19 protein-coding genes are annotated in these 21,902 nt (G+C 48.5%); 10 read left to right on the top strand and 9 right to left on the bottom strand.

Going from position 1 to position 21,902, the window contains the following annotated elements; genetic code table 11:
* Positions 1–227: 227 nt before the first annotated feature.
* Positions 228–677, top strand: a complete 450-nt coding sequence (locus tag N0B36_RS21785) for a hypothetical protein (RefSeq protein ID WP_058672735.1) — start codon at positions 228–230, stop codon at positions 675–677.
* 274 nt (positions 678–951) lie between these two features.
* Positions 952–1,689 carry a peptidoglycan DD-metalloendopeptidase family protein gene (locus N0B36_RS21780; protein WP_000287501.1) on the top strand — a complete coding sequence of 246 codons (738 nt, stop codon included), beginning with the start codon at positions 952–954 and terminating at the stop codon, positions 1,687–1,689.
* 33 nt (positions 1,690–1,722) lie between these two features.
* Here the strand turns inward: N0B36_RS21780 and N0B36_RS21775 are convergent, their stop codons facing one another.
* From N0B36_RS21775 to silC, 7 genes are all read right to left on the bottom strand, one after another.
* Positions 1,723–1,920, bottom strand: a complete 198-nt coding sequence (locus N0B36_RS21775; protein WP_000843497.1) for a DUF2933 domain-containing protein — start codon at positions 1,918–1,920, stop codon at positions 1,723–1,725.
* Between the two features lie 40 nt (positions 1,921–1,960).
* Complete coding sequence (gene silP, locus N0B36_RS21770; protein ID WP_008786775.1) at positions 1,961–4,429, bottom strand: Ag(+)-translocating P-type ATPase SilP; 2,469 nt, start codon at positions 4,427–4,429, stop codon at positions 1,961–1,963.
* Between the two features lie 97 nt (positions 4,430–4,526).
* On the bottom strand, positions 4,527–4,967 hold the full coding sequence (locus tag N0B36_RS21765; protein WP_020996125.1) for a DUF411 domain-containing protein: 441 nt from the start codon (positions 4,965–4,967) through the stop codon (positions 4,527–4,529).
* 85 nt (positions 4,968–5,052) lie between these two features.
* A complete protein-coding gene (gene silA, locus N0B36_RS21760; protein ID WP_032716631.1) occupies positions 5,053–8,199 on the bottom strand; it encodes a Cu(+)/Ag(+) efflux RND transporter permease subunit SilA in 3,147 nt (1,048 codons plus the stop codon).
* 10 nt (positions 8,200–8,209) lie between these two features.
* Positions 8,210–9,502 carry a Cu(+)/Ag(+) efflux RND transporter periplasmic adaptor subunit SilB gene (gene silB, locus N0B36_RS21755; protein WP_086530009.1) on the bottom strand — a complete coding sequence of 431 codons (1,293 nt, stop codon included), beginning with the start codon at positions 9,500–9,502 and terminating at the stop codon, positions 8,210–8,212.
* Between the two features lie 113 nt (positions 9,503–9,615).
* On the bottom strand, positions 9,616–9,969 hold the full coding sequence (cusF, locus tag N0B36_RS21750) for a cation efflux system protein CusF (protein ID WP_032716633.1): 354 nt from the start codon (positions 9,967–9,969) through the stop codon (positions 9,616–9,618).
* A gap of 29 nt (positions 9,970–9,998) precedes the next feature.
* The gene (gene silC, locus N0B36_RS21745) at positions 9,999–11,384 is read right to left on the bottom strand and encodes a Cu(+)/Ag(+) efflux RND transporter outer membrane channel SilC (protein ID WP_032716634.1); all 1,386 of its coding nucleotides are present in this window, start codon (positions 11,382–11,384) and stop codon (positions 9,999–10,001) included.
* 189 nt (positions 11,385–11,573) lie between these two features.
* Between silC and silR the strand changes: the two genes are divergently transcribed.
* The 4 genes from silR (at position 11,574) to N0B36_RS21725 (ending at position 14,895) form a co-directional block, all read left to right on the top strand.
* On the top strand, positions 11,574–12,254 hold the full coding sequence (silR, locus tag N0B36_RS21740) for a copper/silver response regulator transcription factor SilR (protein ID WP_032716635.1): 681 nt from the start codon (positions 11,574–11,576) through the stop codon (positions 12,252–12,254).
* Complete coding sequence (silS, locus tag N0B36_RS21735) at positions 12,247–13,722, top strand: copper/silver sensor histidine kinase SilS (protein ID WP_053263388.1); 1,476 nt, start codon at positions 12,247–12,249, stop codon at positions 13,720–13,722. Before silR ends, silS begins: the two co-directional genes overlap by 8 nt.
* A 245-nt stretch (positions 13,723–13,967) precedes the next feature.
* Positions 13,968–14,399, top strand: a complete 432-nt coding sequence (silE, locus tag N0B36_RS21730; protein WP_053263389.1) for a silver-binding protein SilE — start codon at positions 13,968–13,970, stop codon at positions 14,397–14,399.
* A 145-nt stretch (positions 14,400–14,544) separates the two neighbouring features.
* Entirely contained in the window at positions 14,545–14,895 is a 351-nt protein-coding gene (locus tag N0B36_RS21725; RefSeq protein ID WP_007871800.1) for a DUF305 domain-containing protein, read from the top strand.
* A gap of 407 nt (positions 14,896–15,302) precedes the next feature.
* Here the strand turns inward: N0B36_RS21725 and N0B36_RS21720 are convergent, their stop codons facing one another.
* Positions 15,303–16,211 carry an HNH endonuclease gene (locus tag N0B36_RS21720; protein ID WP_007374408.1) on the bottom strand — a complete coding sequence of 303 codons (909 nt, stop codon included), beginning with the start codon at positions 16,209–16,211 and terminating at the stop codon, positions 15,303–15,305.
* Positions 16,212–17,627: 1,416 nt separating this feature from the next.
* Between N0B36_RS21720 and N0B36_RS21715 the strand changes: the two genes are divergently transcribed.
* The 3 genes from N0B36_RS21715 to N0B36_RS21705 are packed head-to-tail and all read left to right on the top strand — an operon-like array spanning position 17,628 to position 19,295.
* Entirely contained in the window at positions 17,628–18,047 is a 420-nt protein-coding gene (locus tag N0B36_RS21715) for a hypothetical protein (RefSeq protein ID WP_086530008.1), read from the top strand.
* 46 nt (positions 18,048–18,093) lie between these two features.
* Complete coding sequence (locus tag N0B36_RS21710) at positions 18,094–18,516, top strand: hypothetical protein (protein ID WP_057064181.1); 423 nt, start codon at positions 18,094–18,096, stop codon at positions 18,514–18,516.
* Positions 18,513–19,295 (top strand): site-specific integrase, encoded by a 783-nt coding sequence (locus N0B36_RS21705; RefSeq protein ID WP_057064182.1) that lies wholly within the window; start codon positions 18,513–18,515, stop codon positions 19,293–19,295. The genes N0B36_RS21710 and N0B36_RS21705 overlap by 4 nt, the downstream gene beginning before the upstream one ends.
* 450 nt (positions 19,296–19,745) lie before the next feature.
* Here the strand turns inward: N0B36_RS21705 and N0B36_RS21700 are convergent, their stop codons facing one another.
* Positions 19,746–21,032, bottom strand: coding sequence for a DUF1173 family protein (locus tag N0B36_RS21700; RefSeq protein ID WP_057064183.1), 1,287 nt, complete (start codon positions 21,030–21,032; stop codon positions 19,746–19,748).
* Between the two features lie 211 nt (positions 21,033–21,243).
* On the opposite strand from N0B36_RS21700, the gene N0B36_RS21695 reads away from it, so the two are divergent.
* Positions 21,244–21,870: a ParA family protein gene (locus N0B36_RS21695; protein WP_008322831.1), complete on the top strand. Its 627-nt coding sequence runs from the start codon at positions 21,244–21,246 to the stop codon at positions 21,868–21,870.
* Positions 21,871–21,902 lie beyond the last annotated feature (32 nt).

The raw sequence follows: 21,902 nt of genomic DNA, 5'->3' as shown, positions 1-21,902 counted from the left end.
CCCTTATTTAAAGTATGGTTACTGACAGAATTCGAGAACCGATTTAAATTAAATTACTGGTTCATCCTCTTACAATGAAATGAAGCTAGCACACCTTAAGAAACAAATTCATTACAATCGTGTAATGTACATAGCTGTATTACATTTACGTCATCTTCCCCACAGGTTGATTATTTTTATATATGATCGTAAGGACAACTTTTATGTACCTCAGAAGGTAATTACACATGAATATATTAATCACGACCACTGCGTTTACAGCTTTATTTTGTGGGGCAGCTTTTGCTCAGTCCAGTGATATTGCCCATGAAGCACATCGTTTTGTTAATAATGCCTCAGCCGTCAGTCATGTGAATTCCTCGACGCATGAAAATTTGCCGGACAGGATTAATAAAAACAGCACACCCTCATTCTCTGAAATGAATGAACATGAAAGGGCCATTGTTGCTCATTCATTTATGAACAACAGCGCGTCCTATGCACATCAGAAAATGATTGAGGAACATAAAAAAATGCTGTCCGACAGTGGTGCAAATTCAAAGACCTCCTCTTCTTCTTTTAACGAACTGAATGCCGGAGAGAAAGCCGCCCTCGTGCATGAGCAGGTCAATAATGCCGGTGCGGAAGCTCATCAGACACAGGCAAGAAAGCTTCGCGGCCTGTATTCCTCCAGGTAACTGCAGGCGGGTTAGTGCTTAGCAGGGCTTTACTGACGGGTTACGTAGCAGGACATGAGCCCCATATTGCTCTGCCGTAACCTGTTTCAGTCCCGTTAATCATCACCGTCAGGCTGGTCATACAGTTCCCAGATCTTCAGGAGCAAACGGGAAACAAGATATGTTACAAAAATGACGACCATCAACGGTGCTCCCGATTAACTGACAGATGACACGCCTCCTGAAAACCCCTAGCATACGCCGCAGTGTTCATGCTAACGGCGAATTCCAGTAAATGTATTCTACCGATGTCGTAAAAGAAAATGCCTACCTTTCAGCCACCCGCTCGGGGCTGGAATCGAACGAGATCGCTACCCTTCAGCGCTCCTTGCCTTCCCGGTTTAATCTGCGGCATTTGAAAAAAAATGAATCATTAAAACTCGTACTGCAAAAGAAAGCGGGAAAATCACGTGTCGTGGCCTATAAATTTACGTCCGGTTCATTTAATTACACGGCGTATCGTATATCAGATAAAAAGTTCTATAACCTTTCCGATACTTCCGGGAAAGGCAGTCTCGATTATCCGTTACCGGCCACAGCAAGACTCAGTTCGCCTTTCAATCCTGCAAGACTTAACCCGGTATCGGGAAAAGTGAGTCCCCATAATGGCATTGATTATTCCATGCCCATGAACACGAAAATAGTCAGCGTCATCGACGGAAAAATCACCCGGGCCGAATACAACAGCACCATGGGATATTTTGTTGAAGTAACAGGAAAAGCCGGTGTTAAAACTCGCTATCTCCACCTCAATAAAATACTCGTTACTAAAGGGGCCAGGGTTACCCGGGGAGGCGCTATTGCGTTATCCGGTAACAGCGGACGTTCATCCGGTCCTCATCTGCATTACGAGCTGGTCATCAATAACAATCCTGTTAACTCACTGGCGTTCCGGGCAGCGGCACCCGCTGATAACAAACTTGAACAGCATGCCTTTGCGCATGCCAGAGACTACGAACGATACCTGGACTGATAACGGGGCCGCGACGTGGCCCCGTCTGCCGGATTAATTTTTTTTATCGTTTTCACTTCCTTGATGTTGATGATCTCCATGCCCTCCGTGGCCGTGGAAAAGATGCATTAGCGGGCAGACCAGCAATAACAGATATGGCCAGTAACCTGCCACATGTGACCAGTGTTCGCGCAGGAGGGCAAATGCCGCGATCGCGGCGACAGCAATAAGCGCATAGGTGGTACTTTTCATACTGGACTCCTTCTGTTCGTAACAGCCCCTTCACTCAGTGTTATTTCCCGAGCCTGACACTTTTCAGACGCAACGCATTCACAATGACGCTGACGGAGGAAAGAGCCATGGCCGCCGCCGCAATAACTGGCGACAGCAGTATTCCATACACAGGATAAAGCAGGCCTGCAGCCACAGGCACGCCAAGTGCGTTGTAGATAAATGCAAAAAACAGATTCTGTCGGATATTTTTCATGGTGATCTCTGACAGATGACGGGCCCTGTTCAGTATCATCAGGTCGCCTTTGAGAAGGGTGACTCCGGCACTTTCAATTGCCACATCTGTACCCGTTCCCATGGCTATTCCCACGTCAGCCGCTGCCAGCGCCGGGGCATCATTCACACCGTCTCCGGCCATCGCAACCACATGGCCAGACGCTTTCAGTCGGGTTATCACTGCTTTTTTGCCATCCGGCAGAATCCCGGCTTCAACCTCATCTATTCCCAGTTTCCGTGCGACTGCTTCAGCGGTAAGCTGGTTATCCCCGGTGAGCATAACGATGCGGATCCCCGCCTGACGCAAAGCTTTAAGCGCATCCGGCGTGGTTGCTTTCACGGGATCCGAGATAGCTATCAGGCCTGCAAGGTGCCCGTCTGTGGCCACATAGATAACGGTAGCACCTTCCATCCGCAACGTATCCGCAACGGCCTTTTGATTATCAATAACGATACTGTTTTCCTGCATAGCCAGTTCATTACCAATAACAACCCGTTGACCTTCGACATCGCCTGAGACACCTTTACCCGACGGCGCATTGAAATGAGTGACTGCGGGTATTGCGATCCCCTTTTCCTGTGCTGCTTTAACTACTGCCATACCCAGCGGATGCTGCGAGCCTTTTTCCACTGCGGCCGTTACACGCAAAAGAGATGTTTCCCCACCCGGATTGAGACTGATAATCCCTGTCACCGTCGGCGAACCTTCCGTGAGCGTGCCTGTTTTGTCGACAACCAGCGTGTCCACTTTTTCAAGACGCTCAAGGGCTTCGGCATTCTTAATTAACACCCCGGCCTGGGCTCCTTTGCCCACCCCCACCATTATCGACATCGGCGTGGCCAGCCCCAGCGCGCAGGGACAGGCAATAATCAGGACCGACACAGCCGCAATGAGACCGTGCGCCATCCTGGGCTCGGGCCCCCAGACAGACCAGATCATGAAAGCAACAACCGCGATAAGTATCACCAGAGGAACAAACCAGCCTGAAACGCTGTCAGCCATTCTCTGGATGGGGGCCCGCGAACGCTGTGCATCAGCGACCATCTGAACAATTCGTGAGAGCATCGTTTCATCACCGACTTTCTCTGCACGGACGATAAGACTACCTGTCTGATTAATCGTCCCCCCAATGACGGGTTCACCCTCCGTTTTGGTAACCGGCATAGACTCCCCGGTCACCATCGATTCATCCACGGTTGTTTTGCCTTCGACCACGATACCGTCGACCGGAATACTCTCTCCAGGTCTGATGCGGAGCTTATCGCCAGGCAGGACATCTTCCGCATTAATATCCGTTTCATGACCGTCATGATCCAGCCGCCTGGCGGTTTTGGGGGCAAGGTTCAGAAGTGCAGTAATGGCACCTGAGGTTTGTTCCCGTGCCCGCAGCTCAAGAACCTGTCCCAGCAGAACAAGCACCGTAATAACTGCTGCGGCTTCAAAATAAACGGCCACCAGGCCATCCATGTTTCTGAACGATGCAGGAAACCAGGAAGGGAAGACGGTTGCAGTGACGCTGTAAACCCAGGCTACGCCGGTCCCCATAGCAACAAGGGTAAACATATTCAGGGAGCGGTTACGTAACGACATTCCGGCCCGGGCGAAGAATGGCCAGCCACACCACAACACGACAGGAGAGGCCAGAAGTAACTGCAGCCATGTGTTGTACTGTGGCGATACTGTATTCCTCAAAGCGGGAAACAGATGAGATCCCATTTCGAGTATCAGAACCGGAAACGCCAGCAACAACCCCAGCCAGAAGCGTCTTGTCATGTCGCGAAGTTCATCACTCGGCCCCGTGGATGCCGTGGCTACGAGCGGTTCCAGTGCCATTCCACAGACAGGACAGCTTCCGGGACCAGTACGGCGTATCTCCGGGTGCATCGGACATGTCCACACACCTTTAGAAAACCTTTTCTCCGCCTGGTGGTGAGGCTGTTTTATCTGATCAGGGCTGACTTCGTGGTGGTGGTGATGGGAATATTCACTGGCATCTTCGGTAAGATAACGATCGGGATGGGCATTAAATTTGCTCTCACAGCTGGCGGAGCAGAAATAAAGCTGATGGTCCTGGTATCGAATGCTGCTGTGCGCCTTGTCCGGCAGGATGGCCATCCCGCACACGGGATCTCTCACCTTATGCAATACGTGACTCTCGTCCGGGGATAATGTCTGTTCAGAAGCAGTCTGGTTGTTGTGTTGCACTGCATTGTCATTTTTCACAGTAACTCTCCTTATGCATACCTGAAGCATTTTCTGTCTTCAGGGTATGTCATGGATGCGATTACCACGAATGTCGCCGGCATAAGAGGGCCTGCTACCGGCGTCCCGTTATCAGCCGTTCCGCTGACTATTCGATTCGCTGGAAGACTCTTTTACTTCCATCCGGTGAGAATGCGATAACATCGTAAGCCTCTTTTCGGGCTCCCATCTCCATTCCCGGACTTCCTGCCGGCATACCGGGGGTGGCGAGACCGTATATACCTGAACCAGACTGCATTGCTTTATAAATCGTTGTCGCAGGCACATGGCCTTCAATGATCAAATTACCGGCAACCGCGGTATGACAACTTCGTAGTCCTGCAGGAACAGCATGCTTTTCTTTCAGGGCTGACAGCGCCTGATCATTCATGACGTGAGTTCGCACTTCAAACCCGGCTTTTTCCATCGCCTTGCCCCACAGGGAACAACAGCCACAGTTTTCAGATTTGTACATATCAATGACTTTTTCACTCGCCATCACGGGCAGTGAAATGCCGAGAGCCAGGAACATTAGAATCATTTTTTTCATACTCACCTCTGTATGTTATCGATATAAACCCTGATGCCAGGGTGAATTTATGCAAAAGGACACCCACAGGGGTGCCCTTTCAGGGTTATGACACGCTCTTTTTATGTCTGCGCAGCCAGATGAGTTTGTAGGCGGCAGGAATAATGAACAGGGACAGCAGCGGAGCCGTGATCATCCCGCCAATCATGGGGGCCGCAATACGGCTCATGACCTCTGAACCTGCGCCGGTTCCCCAGAGTATGGGCAGCAGGCCCGCAATGATCACCGCCACGGTCATGGCTTTCGGCCGGACACGCAATACGGCACCATGATAGAGGGCTTCATCAAGACCTTCCGGTGTGAATGTCTCTTTACGGGACAATTCCGGGTGCGCTTCAATGGCATGACGCAGATACATCAGCATGACCACGCCAAACTCTGCTGCCACCCCGGCCAGGGCAATAAACCCGGTGCCGGTCGCCACTGACATATGGAAGCCCTGCCAGTACAGGAACCATATCCCGCCTACCAGCGCAAACGGCAGGCTCATCAGAATAAGTAAGGCCTCATCAGCCCGGCGGAATGCCAGATACAACAGAATGAAGATGATCATCACCGTCATCGGCACCATCAGCTTCAGTTTCTTGTTGGCATGCTCAAGCAGTTCAAACTGTCCGGAGAATGACACGCTGGTACCCGGTCTCAGTTTCACTTTCTGACTGATCGCCGTTTTAATGTCATTAACCACCGACACCATATCCCTGCCGCGCGCGTCAATGTAAATCCAGCTGGCTGGACGGGCATTTTCCGTTTTCAGCATAGTCGGCCCTGAAACGACCTTAATATCCGCAACATCGCCCAGCGTGATCTGCTGCTTCATCGGGGTCAGGATCGGCATCTGTTTCAGCGCCTGTGGACTGTTCCGGTAATCCTGCGGATAGCGGATATTAATCGGGTACCGGGCCACGCCTTCAACCGTTTCCCCTACCGTCGCGCCGCCGATGGCTGATGAGATGAACAGCTGCACATCGCCCACCGTCATTCCGTAGCGGGAGGCTTTTTCCCGATTGATATCGATATCGATGTAGCGCCCACCCTCAAGTCGCTCAGCCAGGGCAGACACCACGCCCGGTACCGTTTTGGCTACTGCTTCGATACTCTGCGCCGTCGCATCGATATCGGACAGAACCGTTCCGGACACTTTGATACCTATCGGGCTTTTGATCCCTGTTGAGAGCATATCAATACGGTTACGGATTGGCGGCACCCAGAGGTTTGCCAGACCAGGCAGACGGACGGTCTTATCAAGTTCATCGATAATCTTGTCAATCGTCATGCCTGGCCGCCACTGATCCTCAGGTTTCAGCTGAATGGTGGTTTCCACCATTTCGAGTGGCGCGGAATCCGTTGCGGTCTCTGCCTTACCGGTCTTGCCAAATACAGAGGCCACTTCAGGAACGGTTTTGATTAACTTATCCGTGGTCTGCAGGAGCGCCGCTGCTTCTGCCGGAGAGACACCTGGCAACGTTGACGGCATATAAAGCAGGTCACCTTCGTTGATCTTCGGCAGAAACTCACCGCCCACCTGGCTCAGTGGCCAGATAACCGTGAAGATAGACAAGGCCGCAACCAGCAGGGTTGTTTTTGGCCAGTGGAGGACCCGCAATAGTAATGGATGATACGCTTTTATCAGCATCCGGTTCAGGGGGTTACTGGTCTCGGCAGGAATTTTCCCCCGGATCCAGAATCCCATCAGAATCGGAATGACGATGATGGCCAGCGCGGCCGCGCCCGCCATGGAGTACGTTTTCGTGAATGCCAGCGGTCCAAACAGACGTCCTTCCTGACCTTCCAGGGTAAAGATAGGAATAAAGGACAGGGTGATGATCAGCAGGCTGATAAACAGTGCGGGTCCCACTTCCACGGAGGCGTCGGTAATCACCTTCCAGCGGGTGGCGTTGTCAATCTGCTCACCCGGATGCTGATGATCCCATTCCTCAAGCCGTTTGTGCGCATTTTCAATCATCACAATGGCGGCATCCACCATCGCTCCGACGGCAATCGCAATCCCTCCCAGCGACATAATATTGGCGTTCAGTCCCTGGAAGTGCATGACGATAAAGGCGATACACAGGCCTAGCGGCAGAGAAATAATTGCCACCAGGGCAGAACGTACGTGCCACAGGAACAGGGCACAGACGATGGCCACCACGATAAACTCTTCCAGGAGTTTGTAGCTGAGGTTATCAATGGCCCGATCGATTAACTGGCTGCGATCGTAGGTGGTCACAATTTCAACACCTTCCGGCAGGCTGGCCTTCAGCGTGTCCAGTTTATCCCTCACTGCCGTGATAACGTCGCGCGCATTCTTACCCGACCGCAGGATCACCACGCCGCCGGCGACTTCCCCCTGGCCGTTCAGTTCGGCAATACCTCGCCGCATTTCAGGCCCGGTCTGCACGCGGGCAACATCCCGCAGATAAACCGGTACACCGTTCTCGCCGGTTTTCAGGACAATGTTATTGAAATCATCAATGGTCTGAAGATATCCGCTGGCCCGGACCATATACTCCGCTTCGGCCATTTCAACGGATGAACCACCGGCCTCCTGGTTAGACGATTCAAGAGCCTGTTTCACTTCAGGCAGGCTGACACCGTACTGGGACAATTTCTCCGGATTGACCTGGATCTGATACTGTTTCACCACGCCGCCAACCGAAGCTACTTCCGCCACGTTCGGGATGGTTTTCAGTTCAAATTTCAGGAACCAGTCCTGCAAAGAACGCAGTTCTGAAAGGTCGTGTTTTCCGCTGCGATCGACCAGGGCATATTCAAATATCCAGCCCACTCCCGTGGCGTCCGGACCGATTTCAGAGCTCACACCCGCAGGCAGTTTGCCCTGAACCTGATTCAGGTATTCCAGCACGCGCGAACGGGCCCAGTACAGATCGGTCCCGTCTTCAAAAATGACATACACATACGAATCCCCGAACTGTGAGAAACCACGCACGGTTTTTGCGCCAGGTACGGACAGCATGGTGGTGGTAAGCGGATAGGTGACCTGGTTTTCTACAATCTGCGGGGCCTGTCCGGGATAGCTGGTTTTAATAATGACCTGCACATCTGACAGGTCAGGCAGCGCATCGACCGGCGTGTTAATTATCGTCCATGTGCCCCAGATGCTGAGAAACAGTGCGCCCATCATGACCAGGAAACGGTTGGCGACAGAGCGCCGGATAATCCATTCAATCATCGTCGTCTCCTCAGTGCCCTGAATGCATATTTACAGGCTGCTCAGACATTGCTGGCATACTGTTTTCTGTTTTTTCAGGGTGGCGCATACGTTCCAGCGCGCCCGTAATATTGGCTTCGGAGTCAATGAGGAACAGGCCACTGACCACCACGGTATCACCTTCATTCAGGCCGGAGCCAATGCCGGACTGTTGCTGTGATTCATGCAGAACGTGGATCTGTTTCGGCACAAACTGGCCTTCATCATCAACAGTAATCACGCGCTGTTCTTTGCCGGTATCGATAACGGCCTGGCTTGGTATCAGCAGCATCTCCTGGCTTTGGGTATTCAGTTTCAGATAGGCATTCATGCCCGGCTTGAGAAACTCATCCTTATTAGATACCTGGAGACGGACCTGAAGCGTACGGGTTGTCTGATCCACGCTGGGAAGAATGTTCCATTTTTCGACATGGAATGTTTTATCCGGATAAGCCGGTACCGAAATTTCAAACTGCGACGTATCTTTCAGCAGATAGGCGATAGATTCCGGCACTGCAGCGCTGATCCAGACCGGGTCCATCCCCTGAATCTGAGCCACCACCTTATCTTTCGAAATATTCATGCCGGTGCGCAGGTCAAATGCAGTAATGACACCATCAATAGGTGCTTTAATGGTAAAACGGGTCTGGATTGTGCGGGTTGAACGCAGCCTTTGAATATCCTCTTCCGGCATACCAGCCAGACGAAGTCGCTCCAGCACCCCTTTTATCTGGGTTGGCGTACCGCCTGTACCGGATAACAGCAGGAACTCACTTTGCGCCTCGACCCATTCAGGAATGGTGATATCGATAAGCGGTGTTCCTTTCTTCACATGATCGCCAGTCGTCAGGGGATACACTTTTTCGACGAAACCGTCAGAGCGCGCCTGCACAATGACAAACTGATACTCGTTATAACTGACATTAGCCGGGATCGTCTGAGAATAATTCAGCATTCCGCGCGTGACTTTTTGCGTTTTTAATCCCAGGTTCTGAACCTGCGTTGGATCAATACGGATCCCGCCACCGCTTTTCTCGCCACTTTCATCAGCATATTTTGGCACCAGGTCCATATCCATAAAGGGAGATTTTCCGGGTTTATCAAATTTGGTATCCGGTTTCATCGGGTCATACCAGAAAAGTACCTTTCGCTCCGGTGCCGTTTTTTCTGTTTGTACTGTTTTTGGTGATGAGTTTACATACTGCCAGGCAGTAACCGATATCAGCCCTCCTGCTATGAGGCTGCTGATAATTATTGCAGCATATTTTATCTTTAAAGAAGCCATACAATTTCTCGCTGAAAAATCAAAACACCTGGCATATGCGCCCGATCGTTCATTCTCAGTAATCCCTTAATGAATGTTCAGGCGCACTGGATGTATTCGCTCCGGACTGTTAATCAGGATTGCGTAACGTTAATGCTTTTGAGTAAGGAGATATTGCCCTGCTGAATAAACGAGAAATCGACATGGTTGCCGGTTTTCAGGGCATTGATAGCGTCGTCTGCATTAACAAAAGTGAAGCGCATGGTCATTGCAGGCCAGCCCACCGCAGGGATTGCTTCGTGCGAAATGGTGATTTTTTTACTATTCATATCAATGTCTTTAACGACACCGGTGCCCTTGATAACCTGCTGTACCGAAGCATCACTGGCAGCATTCATATCGCCATGCTGATGTGTTTCAGCATGAAGACCGGCAGAAAACATGACAGAGAAGGCACTAAATAAAACGGCTTTAAGTGAGTTACGCATTTTTAATTTCCTGATATGTTGAATATAATTCACTCTATCCAACCGCCACCCAGCGCGGTGAACAGATTAATTTCGTTAACCTGTCGGGAATAGGTAAGGTCGAGAATGGCTTGCTGCGTAGTGAACAGCGAGCGTTCTGCATCCAGCACTTCTATGTAGCTGACTGCACCACTTGAATATAATCCCCGGGCCCGCTGGAGGGTTATCTGGAGTGAATCAAGATAACGCTGCTGTGCCTCGAGTTGCTGGCTAAGACTATCGCGCAGGGCAAGCGTGTCGGAAACATCCTTGAAGGCCGACTGGATTTTTTGTTCGTAATTAACCACCGACTGTTGCTGGCGAATTTCAGCCAGTTTCAGATTGGCTTTGTTTCTGCCGGCATTGAAAATAGGAATTTCAATTTTGGGGATAAAATTCCACATTCCGCTTCCTGACGTAAAGAGGCTGGACAACTCTGTACTGCTTGCGGAAAGGCCACTGGTCAGGGTAATGGACGGGAAAAATGCCGCTCGCGCTGCGCCAATATTGGCATCAGCCGCTTTTAGCTGGTATTCCGCTTCCATGATATCCGGGCGCTGCAGTAAAATTTGTGAGGACAGGTTTGGTGGCAGTTTTACTGGCGCGATCTCCCCGTCTTTCATCCCTTTTTCTGACGGAAGTGCGTGGTACGTTCCCAGCACCAGTTGCAGGGCATTGTTTGCCTGAGCCAGATCGCCTTCTCGTTTGGCTATTTCGGCACGGGTACTTTCGATTTGTCCTCTGGCCTGTTCAAGCGCCAGAACGTTCGTACTCCCGGTCACCAGTTGTTGCTCAACGAAAGCATAGGACTGTTCATAATTTTTCAGCGTTTCCCGCGCAATACGGAGTTGTTCGTACGCCAGTTGCTGGCTGAAATAGCTTTGTGAAACGTTGGAGACCAGCAGGATGTGTACGGCCCGACGGGCTTCTTCGCTGGCAAAGTAGTTCTGCCGATCAGCGTCACTCATATTCTTAAGTTTGCCAAAAAAATCGAGCTCATAGCTGAGTTCCAGACCCGCGTCATACTCCTGTGTGGTCGGCTTGTCGCCTTTCAGACCACCGCTGTAGGTGATCCCGGATGAGGCATTCAGTTGGGGATAACGATCTGCATCCGTGACGTTGAACTGGGCCCGGGCCTCTTCAACCTTCAGGGCAGCCATTCTCAAATCACGGTTATTATTCAGGGCTTCAGTAATCAGCCGTGTAACCTGGGGATCGACAAAAAAGTTACGCCAGCCCGTATCCTGATAACCATTCACTGCTGGCGTCAGGCTGTTTCGGGACAGTGAAAACTGCTGGGGTACCGGTGCTGCCGGGCGCTGATATTCTGGCGCCAGAGAGACACAACCGGCCAGGATGAATATCGTGCTAATGCTGAGTAATTTTAATTTGAACATAACGCTTCTCGTCCAGGCAGACCTGGTAAATGGTCCAAATGAAGTCCAGAGTATTGATAGGAGTACTTTACCGAACGCTCTCTGTTTGCCGGGTGACAGGATAATGACAATGTTGTCATTTTTGCTGTAATCCGTTGATAACGATCGTGGGCGCAATAGAATGACCTTAGCAGCCAGCCGGGGAGCAAGATGAAAATATTGATCGTCGAAGACGAAATTAAAACAGGTGAATATCTCAGCAAAGGACTTACAGAGGCAGGGTTCGTAGTGGATCACGCTGATAATGGTCTTACCGGATATCATCTCGCCATGACAGCTGAGTATGATTTAGTCATTCTGGACATCATGCTGCCTGATGTGAACGGCTGGGATATCATCCGCATGCTGCGCACTGCCGGAAAGGGTATGCCGGTCTTACTGCTGACGGCCCTCGGCACGATCGAACACAGGGTCAAAGGACTGGAACTGGGTGCGGACGATTATCTGGTTAAACCCTTTGCGTTTGCCGAACTGCTGGCCCGGGTGAGAACCCTTTTGAGGCGGGGAAGCACGATGATCACGGAAAGCCAGTTTAAGGTGGCTGATCTCTCGATTGATCTCGTATCCAGAAAAGTCAGTCGCGCCGGAAACCGCATTATGCTCACCAGTAAAGAGTTCAGCCTGCTGGAATTTTTCATTCGCCATCAGGGAGAGGTTCTTCCCCGCTCCCTGATTGCCTCTCAGGTCTGGGACATGAATTTTGACAGCGACACTAACGCGATTGATGTCGCCGTAAAGCGACTCCGCGCTAAAATAGACAACGATTACGAGACAAAGCTGATCCAGACAGTCCGGGGCGTGGGCTATATGCTGGAGGTCCCGGATGCATAGCAAACCTTCCAGACGCCCTTTCTCACTCGCGCTGCGGCTGACCTTTTTTATCAGCCTGTCCACAATACTGGCTTTTATCGCCTTCACCTGGTTTATGCTGCATTCTGTTGAAAATCATTTTGCCGAGCAGGATGTCAGCGATCTTCAACAAATCAGCACCACACTGAGCCGTATACTCCAGTCCCCGGCAGATCCGGATGAAAAAAAAGTAAGCAAAATAAAGGAATCGATCGCCAGCTACCGCAACGTTGCACTTTTGCTCCTCAATCCCAGGGGGGAGGTGCTCTTTAGTTCAGCGCAGGGGGCAGCACTACGCCCGGCCGTGAATTCAGCAGATTTTAGCGAGCACAGCCGCGCACGGGATGTCTTTCTCTGGACGGTGGAGGATCCTGCGAGACCGATGGATACCGGGTCTGAAATGAAGATGGAAACATACCGGATTATCGCCTCCTCTGGCCAGGCGATATTTCAGGGCAAACAGCAGAACTATGTCATGCTGACTGGTCTCTCCATTAATTTCCATCTCCATTACCTCGATGCGCTGAAAAAAAATCTGATTGCGATCGCCGTCGTGATAAGCCTGCTGATTGTTCTGATCATTCGCATCGCTGTCCGTCAGGGGCACCTGCCCCTTCGTAATGTCAGCAATGCCATTAAAAACATCACCTCCGAGAATCTTGATGCGCGGCTGGAACCGACACGCGTTCCCATTGAGCTGGAGCAGCTGGTTATCTCGTTCAATCATATGATTGGAAAGATTGAGGATGTCTTTACCCGCCAGGCCAATTTCTCAGCCGATATCGCGCACGAGATCAGAACGCCCATCACCAATCTGGTGACGCAGACTGAAATCGCGCTGAGTCAGGATCGAACCCAGAAGGAACTTGAGGATGTCCTCTATTCCAGCCTTGAAGAGTATAACCGGATGACCAAAATGGTCAGCGACATGCTGTTCCTGGCGCAGGCGGACAATAATCAGCTGATACCTGACAGGGTCCGGTTTGACCTCAGAGCAGAAGTCATGAAAGTCTTCGAGTTTTTCGAAGCCTGGGCCGAAGAACGCAATATCACGCTCAAATTTAACGGGATGCCCTGCCTGGTTGAGGGAGATCCACAAATGTTCAGAAGGGCGATCAATAATCTGTTATCCAATGCCCTGCGTTATACCCCGGAGGGACAGGCAATCACCGTCTCAATAAGAGAGCAGGAGAGCTTTTTTGACCTTGTGATTGAAAATCCGGGGAAACCAATCCCTGAAGAGCATTTATCAAGGCTGTTTGACCGTTTTTATCGGGTAGATCCGTCCAGACAACGAAAAGGAGAAGGCAGCGGCATCGGCCTTGCGATTGTGAAGTCCATCGTGGAAGCACATCACGGAAGAGTGCAGGTGGAATCGGACGTACGTTCAACTCGTTTTATCCTATCCGTGCCCAGACTGGAGAAAATGATTCCGGAAACCCAGTACTGAGAATAAAGATTTAAATGACAAAGATGTCATTAGCCTGTCATGCAGCAAACAGAAGCCATTCGATATAATTAGTGCAACTTATCAGGAAGGCATTATTACTTCATCCATACACGGCATCAGCACAAGCCAGGAGTTGTATTAAAGCCTCATCCCGGCGGAATAAGGTCTGTAGAGTTGTCAGTTGTACTACTGAGGACACAGATCGAAATTCACGGACATCACTAATTCAGAAATGGAGAGTTACCATGAAAAATATCGTCTTAGCATCAGTGTTAGGTTTGAGCTTAATTTCTACGGCCTGGGCCACTGAAACCGTAAATATCCATGAGCGTGTCAATAATGCTCAGGCTCCGGCCCATCAGATGCAGTCTTCTTCAACTCCAGCCGCCATCCAGGGGGCAGCCCCACGGATGGCCGGTATGGATCAGCATGAACAGGCTATTATTGTTCATGAAACCATGAACAATAGTTCAGCAGATGCACATAAAAAAATGGCGGAAAGTCATCAGAAGATGATGGGAACTGGCACCGTTAACGCTTCCCGTCCGGCGACTTCGTTTGCGGCGATGAATGAACATGAAAGAGCAGCTGTTGCCCATGAATTTACGAATAACGGTCAGTCCGGCCCCCATCAGGCTATGGCTGATGCACACCGCCGCATGATCAATGCGGGCTGATGACAACTGAAGTTTCCGTGCGGTTACCCTTTCCTTGATAGATTGTCCCTTATACGGATATGTTGTTATTTTTTGCCCCTTTCAGGGGGCTTTTTTGTCTGACTCAGCTAAACTTATCCGGTAACCATCTGAAAGGGTTTATTATATGAAAATCACAAATTCGCTTTTTGTTATACTGATGTTATCCCTGCCAGCGATTTCCGCAGAACATTCAGAAATGAAAATGTCAGATATATCCTCATCGGCATCGTCACAGGAATATATGTCCGGCATGAAAGGTATGCATGACAAAATGATGGCCGCTGTAAAAGAGTCCGATCCCGACAAGGCTTTTGCGAAAGGCATGGTAGCACACCATGAAGGGGCAATAGCAATGGCTGAGACCGAGCTAAAATACGGAAAAGATCCGGAAATGAGAAAGCTCGCGCAGGACATCATTAAAGCTCAAAAAGGTGAAATTGAGCAGATGAATAAATGGCTTGGTAATCAAAAATAATGATTGCGGAAATAATATATTGCGCGTACAGTCAGAGTGTTCCCGGGCACGGGAACCTGTTAATCGTTAATTAATCAAAACCCGATTCATTTCGGGTTTTTCCTTTTACCCCCCCCAACGCATGCACTGCACCGAGTGAAATTCACCTGAGCCAATTCTGCTTGCTTATTATTTCGATGGGAATTGCTGATTTTAATTAAGTCTATGTTTTAAAGGTGTTTCTCATGCCTGGGTTTGGCAGGGGTTCGTCCTGTTCTCTGGTCATGCGCAATGGCAATTCGCAGTCAGGGCTCAAGACTACTTTTACCTCTTTTTTAACAGAAAGTTTCTGGACCCGATACTTGCCGGAAACATCATCTGCTGTTCATCCCGCCCAATAAAACGAAGGTATCACTCTCGTTTGAATCTCACTTACTTTCCATTTTGTAATAAAGAATCAAGTTTTCCAGTGATATATCAATACCAACTTTTTTTAATAACCTTTTTCGCGCAGTGTATATTTCTTTCAGCATATCTTCATAACCCTGACCAAGGTGAATTTGTTTATGGCAATTGCAACACAGAGATATGATATTTTCTTCAACATCAAGAGATGTGTCAAACGCATCTTGCCTGGACATAGGTACAATGTGATGAGGTTCTGTGTAATTTAAGGATGAATTTCGCCTTCTGAATGTTGGGTGGTCACTATCGACTTCACATCTGTAACCTGCTTTATTCAGCGCATTTTGGGATACGCCTTTACTCCTGGGATACGAGAGGCCATTTTTTACTTCTATTGCATTTTTCTTTGGTTTGGCTTCCCCTGTATATTCAAACGTCTGAACGTTGTCAAAGATATTACTTTTCTCTATGGCATTGATCAACTCATCGTCAGAGTAATACTCACTGCTGGCCATTTCTGTTGTACCAAAAAAATCCAGTTCGTTAATTGCCTGAACAAGTTCCTCACGAATTGTCCATAAGTTTCTTTTGGGTTTTCCGCCGATTTCTTTACTCTTCATTACGGTAATGAATTTTGTACCGGATGCGATATTTCCGACACCTTTAACCTCGAATCTACCAAGTTCTTTTTGAACTCTGCCACCCAGTCCGTTTATGACTCCATTAGCACTCATGCTGTGCAGGTCGTACTTCTTACCAATATCGAAGCATGTGCAGGAATGATTTGGCTCAATAAACCATTTTTTTAACGCTGCAATACTTTTTGTGTCAAAAACTTTATCATTTGTTAATAAAGTTTTCCATTCTTCCACACTGATATCAATGTCACAGACATACTCTCCATCAATCACTTCGCATATTTTTTTAATCACATTCATTCCCCTGTTATACAGATAGTCATAATGAAAATATAAAGCTCGCTAACCGGTATGGTTGCGTAAGGACCGTAGTCTCTCAGAGACCGTGCTTTCTTTTTTTTCAGGCCTAGACACTAAAGGGTCTGTTGCACCCCGAAAAAATTTGTTGCGGGGATTGCTCATTGAGATGAGCCTCTGCTCGATCATACCAGATCAGCAGGCTGCCCCCAATGCTATGGCTTCTTAGTTTGGCCATTATCCGGCCTTCCTCACGACCAATAAAATAGAGACATTACCCGTGACGCTGCCACCGTCTCAGCCCGGAACGATCAGTGAGCGCTTCTGATGACCTTCGGTTTTTTTAACGAAGCGGGTGGGATACGGTTTGTTGCTGAAATCTTAATAATAACCAACAACTGATGCTAATTTCGCACTTTTAACATATATGAATATAAATGTTATGAATAATTGCATTTACAGGAAATATCATGCGTTTTGTCATCCGGGATCCGAAAAAAGGCAGTCTCGGATCTTTCCTCCACACGCCGGCGCACTGCGGCCAGGAAACACAACATATGCCACTCTATCAGCGGAATTATCTTCTATATGTTGTGTTAATTCCTCTTTATCTGACCAGGTTCTCAGGGGCGGAAAAGACCGCTTCGCTTATTCCCTGACCGTGGTACACTTCCGGAAAGTCGTGAATAGGCAAAAAATCGGATCACCCGAAAACAGCCATCCGGTAATTTAACTCAGTAGTTATACGTCTACTTATTATCACCTGAGTTATGATATTCGTAAGGGACTACATCAATGGTTATCATCACCCGTGTTACAGGTGTGAGAAAATTCCTAAGAGCGTCGGGAAAATTCTGAATGCGCCCGGTACTGTCACTCAGGGTGATAATACCGGCATCAATTAACACAGAAATGTCCGGACAGAGTCAGCACCGTGCGAAAAGGATGGTCGTGGCAAAATATTATGCCGGGGAGTGTGATTACTCTGAGTGATGGTTTCATTCGGTGTCAGGGGAAGCGCGCTCAGTCTTCGACAGAGGCATTACCGGACTTTACAAAATACGCAAAGTACAAACTCCTTACTATCGGACCTCAAAGATTCTGAATCATGAGGGGCTTGTTGATATGTGTGAGTTATTACTGAGAATCATCCAGATGTTTTTGGGACTGTCCACGCAGGACAAGATACTGACGCTGCTGTTTGTTCTGGCTCTCGCTTTTTTGACATGACTGCAGCAAAAACGCTGAGGCCTGCAGGCAAGAAGCCGTTTGACATGAGAACGCTTTCTTTCACGCCAGTACAAACAACATGTCCACCCTGAAGGTCGGGCAGGACGGGATTTCTCAACAATAAATAAACACCGGGAATGGAAAAATTTTGATTCTGATATCCGGATAAGCGGGGGGATATTAATGGATGATTTGCAGCGAGATAACGAAGCAGAAGATGACAACAATAACCTGTTAAATGTGGATATGGGAATGCTCGACCAGCTCAGGGGGATTGCACACCAGTTAGAGACTGAGTATGGCGATATTTCTATGCGGCACTCGCCCTCAGGTTGTGGAGATACCATCACGGTATTACTCAATGATAAAGGACAGGAAGTCGGGGAATGGCAACCATCAGAATGCGACGATGAGGATAATGTTGCTGGAGCTCAGATGTCAGGTGACTGGATTTTTGTAACTCCCCCAAGGAACACCCGGACGCTCGAAGGCTCGGTTCCTGTCAGCGAAATCATTGCTAAGCATGAGGAAGGCATTTTGACGGAAGTTTGTGCCAGCACTCTGGATGAGCTTGTTCCTGCATCTGGAAAAATTCGATTGTGAGTCTGCGTAACTTACTTTGATAAAATGATTACTCCGGGAGTCTGTAATGGAAAAAATGAGTGGGTATTTTCTCGGTCGAAAAATATTCTGCCGGCAGTCGCTGGATATGTTTGGCCTCATACGAGGTGAGGACGGGAAAATGACCTTTCCCCGTCACTCTGATAAACGTTTTCCGATCGGTCGTATCCGCAAACGGCTGGCAGCTTATGGCTGGCGTGGAGAGCGTCTGAATCAGGAAGTAGCTCGTATCGTCGCAGGCCCTGATATTTTCCCTGAGAGAAGTGACTACAGCATTATCTTTCCTTACGGATGGGAACGTAACCAGCTTACCCCTGAGATGCGGAGAATGTTTCCCCGGAAGAGTGGTCGTCGCGTGCTGGTTACGCTGGATGAGTTCCACTCTTTTCATGGCTCCGTGGAGTGCCAGACGTTTTCACCAGAAAGTGATGAAACACCCGAGGTATCATGAATTACCCTTCTATTCCCGGACAGGTTTACGCCCAGGAAAAAATCCTGCTACCCGTGGCCATCGATTATCCGGCCGCTCTGGCCCTGCGTCAGATGGCGATCGTCCAGGACGAACTGCCGAAGTATCTGCTGGCGCCGGAAGTGAGCGCCCTGCTCCATTACGTGCCGGATCTGCACCGCAAAATGCTGCTGGCCACTCTGTGGAATACCGGCGCACGGATCAATGAAGCGCTGGCCTTGACGCGGGCTGATTTTTCGCTGGCTCCGCCCTATTCGTTTGTGCAGCTGGCAACCCTGAAACAGAGAGCGGAAAAGGCGGCCAGAACAGCCGGAAGAATGCCTGCCGGCAATCAGGCGCATCGTCTGGTGCCGCTTTCAGATAAACAGTACGTCAGCCAGCTGGAGATGATGGTGGCCACGCTGAAAATCCCGCTCGAGCGTCGCAATAAACGTACCGGCAGAATGGAGAAGGCACGTATCTGGGAAATTACCGACCGCACAGTGCGTACCTGGCTGAATGAAGCGGTAGATGCCGCGGCAGCCGATGGCGTGACGTTCTCCGTCCCGGTGACGCCACATACTTTCCGGCATTCCTATGCCATGCATATGCTGTACAATGGTATTCCGCTGAAGGTGCTGCAGAGCCTGATGGGACATAAGTCGATAAGCTCGACGGAAGTGTACACGAAGGTGTTTGCACTCGATGTGGCTGCACGCCACAGGGTTCAGTTCCAGATGCCGGAAGCTGATGCGGTGGCCATGTTGAAAAAAAATATCTGACCCAAAACGAACAATAGCTCTGTCTTTTCACGACGACAATACCTATCCGGAAGAAATTCATTCATATTACAGCGAGTGCTTAAATGAAAATGAAAACGACGATATTTCGTTAAAAAATGAGGTCGTTTCCTGTATCGATAACGGGATTGTGAAGCTAGAGCAAGGAAAAACCATCTACGACAATGGCTACGAGAGACATAGTTTTCAGTGTGTTGGTGTAAACAAGGATGGCTCGATGATCAACATCATTAAGACCGGCCCGGGAAAGTATTTCATCATGCGTACAACAATTTGAAAGCTTTGTTGCATTGGAAGTATCAGGCCTTCTTATAAAGAGAAGGTCATTAAAAAACAATACAAAATCATGATTTCATTCTTTTATTCTTTCATTCTTTTATTCTTTCATTCTTTCATTCTTTCATTCTTTCATTCTTTCATTCTTTCATTCTTTCATTCTTTCATTAAGTTAGTGTAGCCAGATATTTTCTTTGATGGGAAGGATGAATCAATAGCCAACTTATCGCTTATGGTTGCGTCCCAGGACCACCATCCTTTCTCACCAAATTCACGGTTGTACCATCTTTCTTTCTCGCGCCGATGAGCAATGTAAGCATCGGCTTTCATCCCCCACACCTCAATCGGGAAAGGCATATGATTTTGAGACTGCACATCGAGCAGACAAAAGTCGGGATGAAACTCCATCTCGGAAGAGTCATATCTTAGTGGTTTAAAAAAGGACCGCTGTAACTCGTATAATTTTTGTTCCATCGTGCCTTCATATTGCGAATCAAGCGGTATAAAGCGCTCACTCGTCATCATCATGGCAAGCTGGCGAACCTGAGCTGACTTAGCGCTGGGCACATCTGTCAGAGCAATGATGAAAATTTTATATCCATTTTTCCAGCCACTGAATTCATGTGGAAATCTCTCAATGGCAGAATTCCATCTGGAGGTATCAAGACCAAGAAAAGGCATACCTGCAAAATCCTTCACAGGCAGACGGTTTACCCCTGAGATGTATTTATCAGAGTATTTTGCCAGTTCGGCCACGACTACCATCCTGCATTTATTCTGCCTGGCGAATTCTACAGCCCCACTGTTCCGAGCACTATCTCTTGAACCGGTCACTGCAGGCGTAAGCAATACCTTTGACAATCGTGTTTTGCCAATTTCAATTTCACATGCTTGAGTCCAAAGATGGAAGCCAAGTAATGTTGATGACCTCACTCCATCCATCTTTGGAAACCATCGGTTATATCCTGAATTTTCCCAGAGCAAGTGCATTAGGCCGCACAGAGACACTGTGCCTCTTTTACGTTTACGGGAAGCATCACCAGTCAGAGGGGTTGCAGGAATATCATCAGATACTGATTTTGTCTGCAAAGCATAATCCAGCTTTACGTTGATAATGCCGTCTGGCTTTTCAGTGATCGCATCATTGTTGTAAGTGCCTTGCGCACCTTCAGGTGAGAGGCGGCTATAGAAACGACACTCATCCTTATGTTTATTGCCAGTGAGAGGGAAGCGTGCCAGATGATGCTTCTCATTTTTTAACTTCACAGCCAGCGGTAGTTCTCTGCCTGTACATAAACAGACAGCATACGAGTTACAGTCGCGTGATTTCTTCAATGCTTGTTGAAATTCAGTCTGTATCGAAGACGAATCTTGTTCATCTGCGCCAAATAATCGGGGTGATGACTTGCTATCAAAATACAGTTTGACCGTGAAATTATTCATACCTGCCCACCTTTCCCTTTAGTCATTAAATCATTAAATCATTATTTAATGACTGGTTATCGTGAACAATTTCACATAGTTATGATTTTCATGTTTTCCTTATATCATTAAATCATGATTTCATATTGTTATTGCATAGTACTCTGTGTCATAGTTTGATTTGCACAAACTCATTTATAATGAAATCATGATTTAATGAAAGGATGATATCATGGGTAAGGTTATATCAGTAATTGGTCAGAAGGGTGGTGGTTCCAAAAGCACCGAATCCAGAACACTGGCTGTAGGATTTACGGAGGCTGGATGGAAGACTCATCTGGCTGATATGGATGTAAAGCAACAGACATCATTCAAATGGACTGAGCGAAGGGAAAAAAGTGGACTAAGTCAAATTGACTGTGCTCTTTACCGTCGGGTTGATACAGCAGTCAAAATGAAGGACAGCTGCCATTTATTAATTATTGATGGCCGTCCAGCTGCAGAGACAACATCGCTCGACGTAGCAGATGAATCAGACCTGGTAATTATCTCGACAGGAACGACAATCGATGATCTTGAGCCTTCACTCGAGCTAGCCCGCGAATTGATAAAAAAAGGGATTGATAAGAGCAAAATCGTATTCGCTGTAGCTAAATCTCCGTCTCCTTCTCAGGGGGAAAAAGCTCAGGAAACGATTAAAGCATGGGGTTACAAAGTACTGAAAACGGTTATACCTTTTAAGACAAGCTATGGCGAAGCCCTTGATGCCGGGCGCGCACTACATGAAACATCATTTAAATCTTTAAACGAACTCGCAAAACAAATGATTGAAGAAGTTCATGATATAATTAATTCATGATAGCATGATTTCATTAATTCATTTTATGTGTG

The sequence above is a fragment of the Citrobacter sp. XY323 genome (assembly GCF_025106035.1).
GTDB classification, from domain to species: domain Bacteria; phylum Pseudomonadota; class Gammaproteobacteria; order Enterobacterales; family Enterobacteriaceae; genus Citrobacter; species Citrobacter braakii.
This window is presented reverse-complemented; position numbering and strand designations above follow the sequence as displayed.

What these genes read in the sequence shown, in the direction of transcription:
- silR (WP_032716635.1), top strand. Translation starts at nt 11,574, where the DNA reads ATGAAAATATTGATCGTCGAAGACGAAATTAAAACAGGTGAATATCTC.
- N0B36_RS21765 (WP_020996125.1), bottom strand. Translation starts at nt 4,967, where the DNA reads ATGAAAAAAATGATTCTAATGTTCCTGGCTCTCGGCATTTCACTGCCC.
- N0B36_RS21695 (WP_008322831.1), top strand. Translation starts at nt 21,244, where the DNA reads ATGGGTAAGGTTATATCAGTAATTGGTCAGAAGGGTGGTGGTTCCAAA.
- silS (WP_053263388.1), top strand. Translation starts at nt 12,247, where the DNA reads ATGCATAGCAAACCTTCCAGACGCCCTTTCTCACTCGCGCTGCGGCTG.
- N0B36_RS21710 (WP_057064181.1), top strand. Translation starts at nt 18,094, where the DNA reads ATGGAAAAAATGAGTGGGTATTTTCTCGGTCGAAAAATATTCTGCCGG.
- silP (WP_008786775.1), bottom strand. Translation starts at nt 4,429, where the DNA reads ATGCTTCAGGTATGCATAAGGAGAGTTACTGTGAAAAATGACAATGCA.
- silE (WP_053263389.1), top strand. Translation starts at nt 13,968, where the DNA reads ATGAAAAATATCGTCTTAGCATCAGTGTTAGGTTTGAGCTTAATTTCT.
- N0B36_RS21705 (WP_057064182.1), top strand. Translation starts at nt 18,513, where the DNA reads ATGAATTACCCTTCTATTCCCGGACAGGTTTACGCCCAGGAAAAAATC.
- N0B36_RS21775 (WP_000843497.1), bottom strand. Translation starts at nt 1,920, where the DNA reads ATGAAAAGTACCACCTATGCGCTTATTGCTGTCGCCGCGATCGCGGCA.
- N0B36_RS21715 (WP_086530008.1), top strand. Translation starts at nt 17,628, where the DNA reads ATGGATGATTTGCAGCGAGATAACGAAGCAGAAGATGACAACAATAAC.
- cusF (WP_032716633.1), bottom strand. Translation starts at nt 9,969, where the DNA reads ATGCGTAACTCACTTAAAGCCGTTTTATTTAGTGCCTTCTCTGTCATG.
- silB (WP_086530009.1), bottom strand. Translation starts at nt 9,502, where the DNA reads ATGGCTTCTTTAAAGATAAAATATGCTGCAATAATTATCAGCAGCCTC.
- silA (WP_032716631.1), bottom strand. Translation starts at nt 8,199, where the DNA reads ATGATTGAATGGATTATCCGGCGCTCTGTCGCCAACCGTTTCCTGGTC.
- N0B36_RS21785 (WP_058672735.1), top strand. Translation starts at nt 228, where the DNA reads ATGAATATATTAATCACGACCACTGCGTTTACAGCTTTATTTTGTGGG.
- N0B36_RS21780 (WP_000287501.1), top strand. Translation starts at nt 952, where the DNA reads ATGTATTCTACCGATGTCGTAAAAGAAAATGCCTACCTTTCAGCCACC.
- N0B36_RS21725 (WP_007871800.1), top strand. Translation starts at nt 14,545, where the DNA reads ATGAAAATCACAAATTCGCTTTTTGTTATACTGATGTTATCCCTGCCA.
- silC (WP_032716634.1), bottom strand. Translation starts at nt 11,384, where the DNA reads ATGTTCAAATTAAAATTACTCAGCATTAGCACGATATTCATCCTGGCC.
- N0B36_RS21700 (WP_057064183.1), bottom strand. Translation starts at nt 21,032, where the DNA reads ATGAATAATTTCACGGTCAAACTGTATTTTGATAGCAAGTCATCACCC.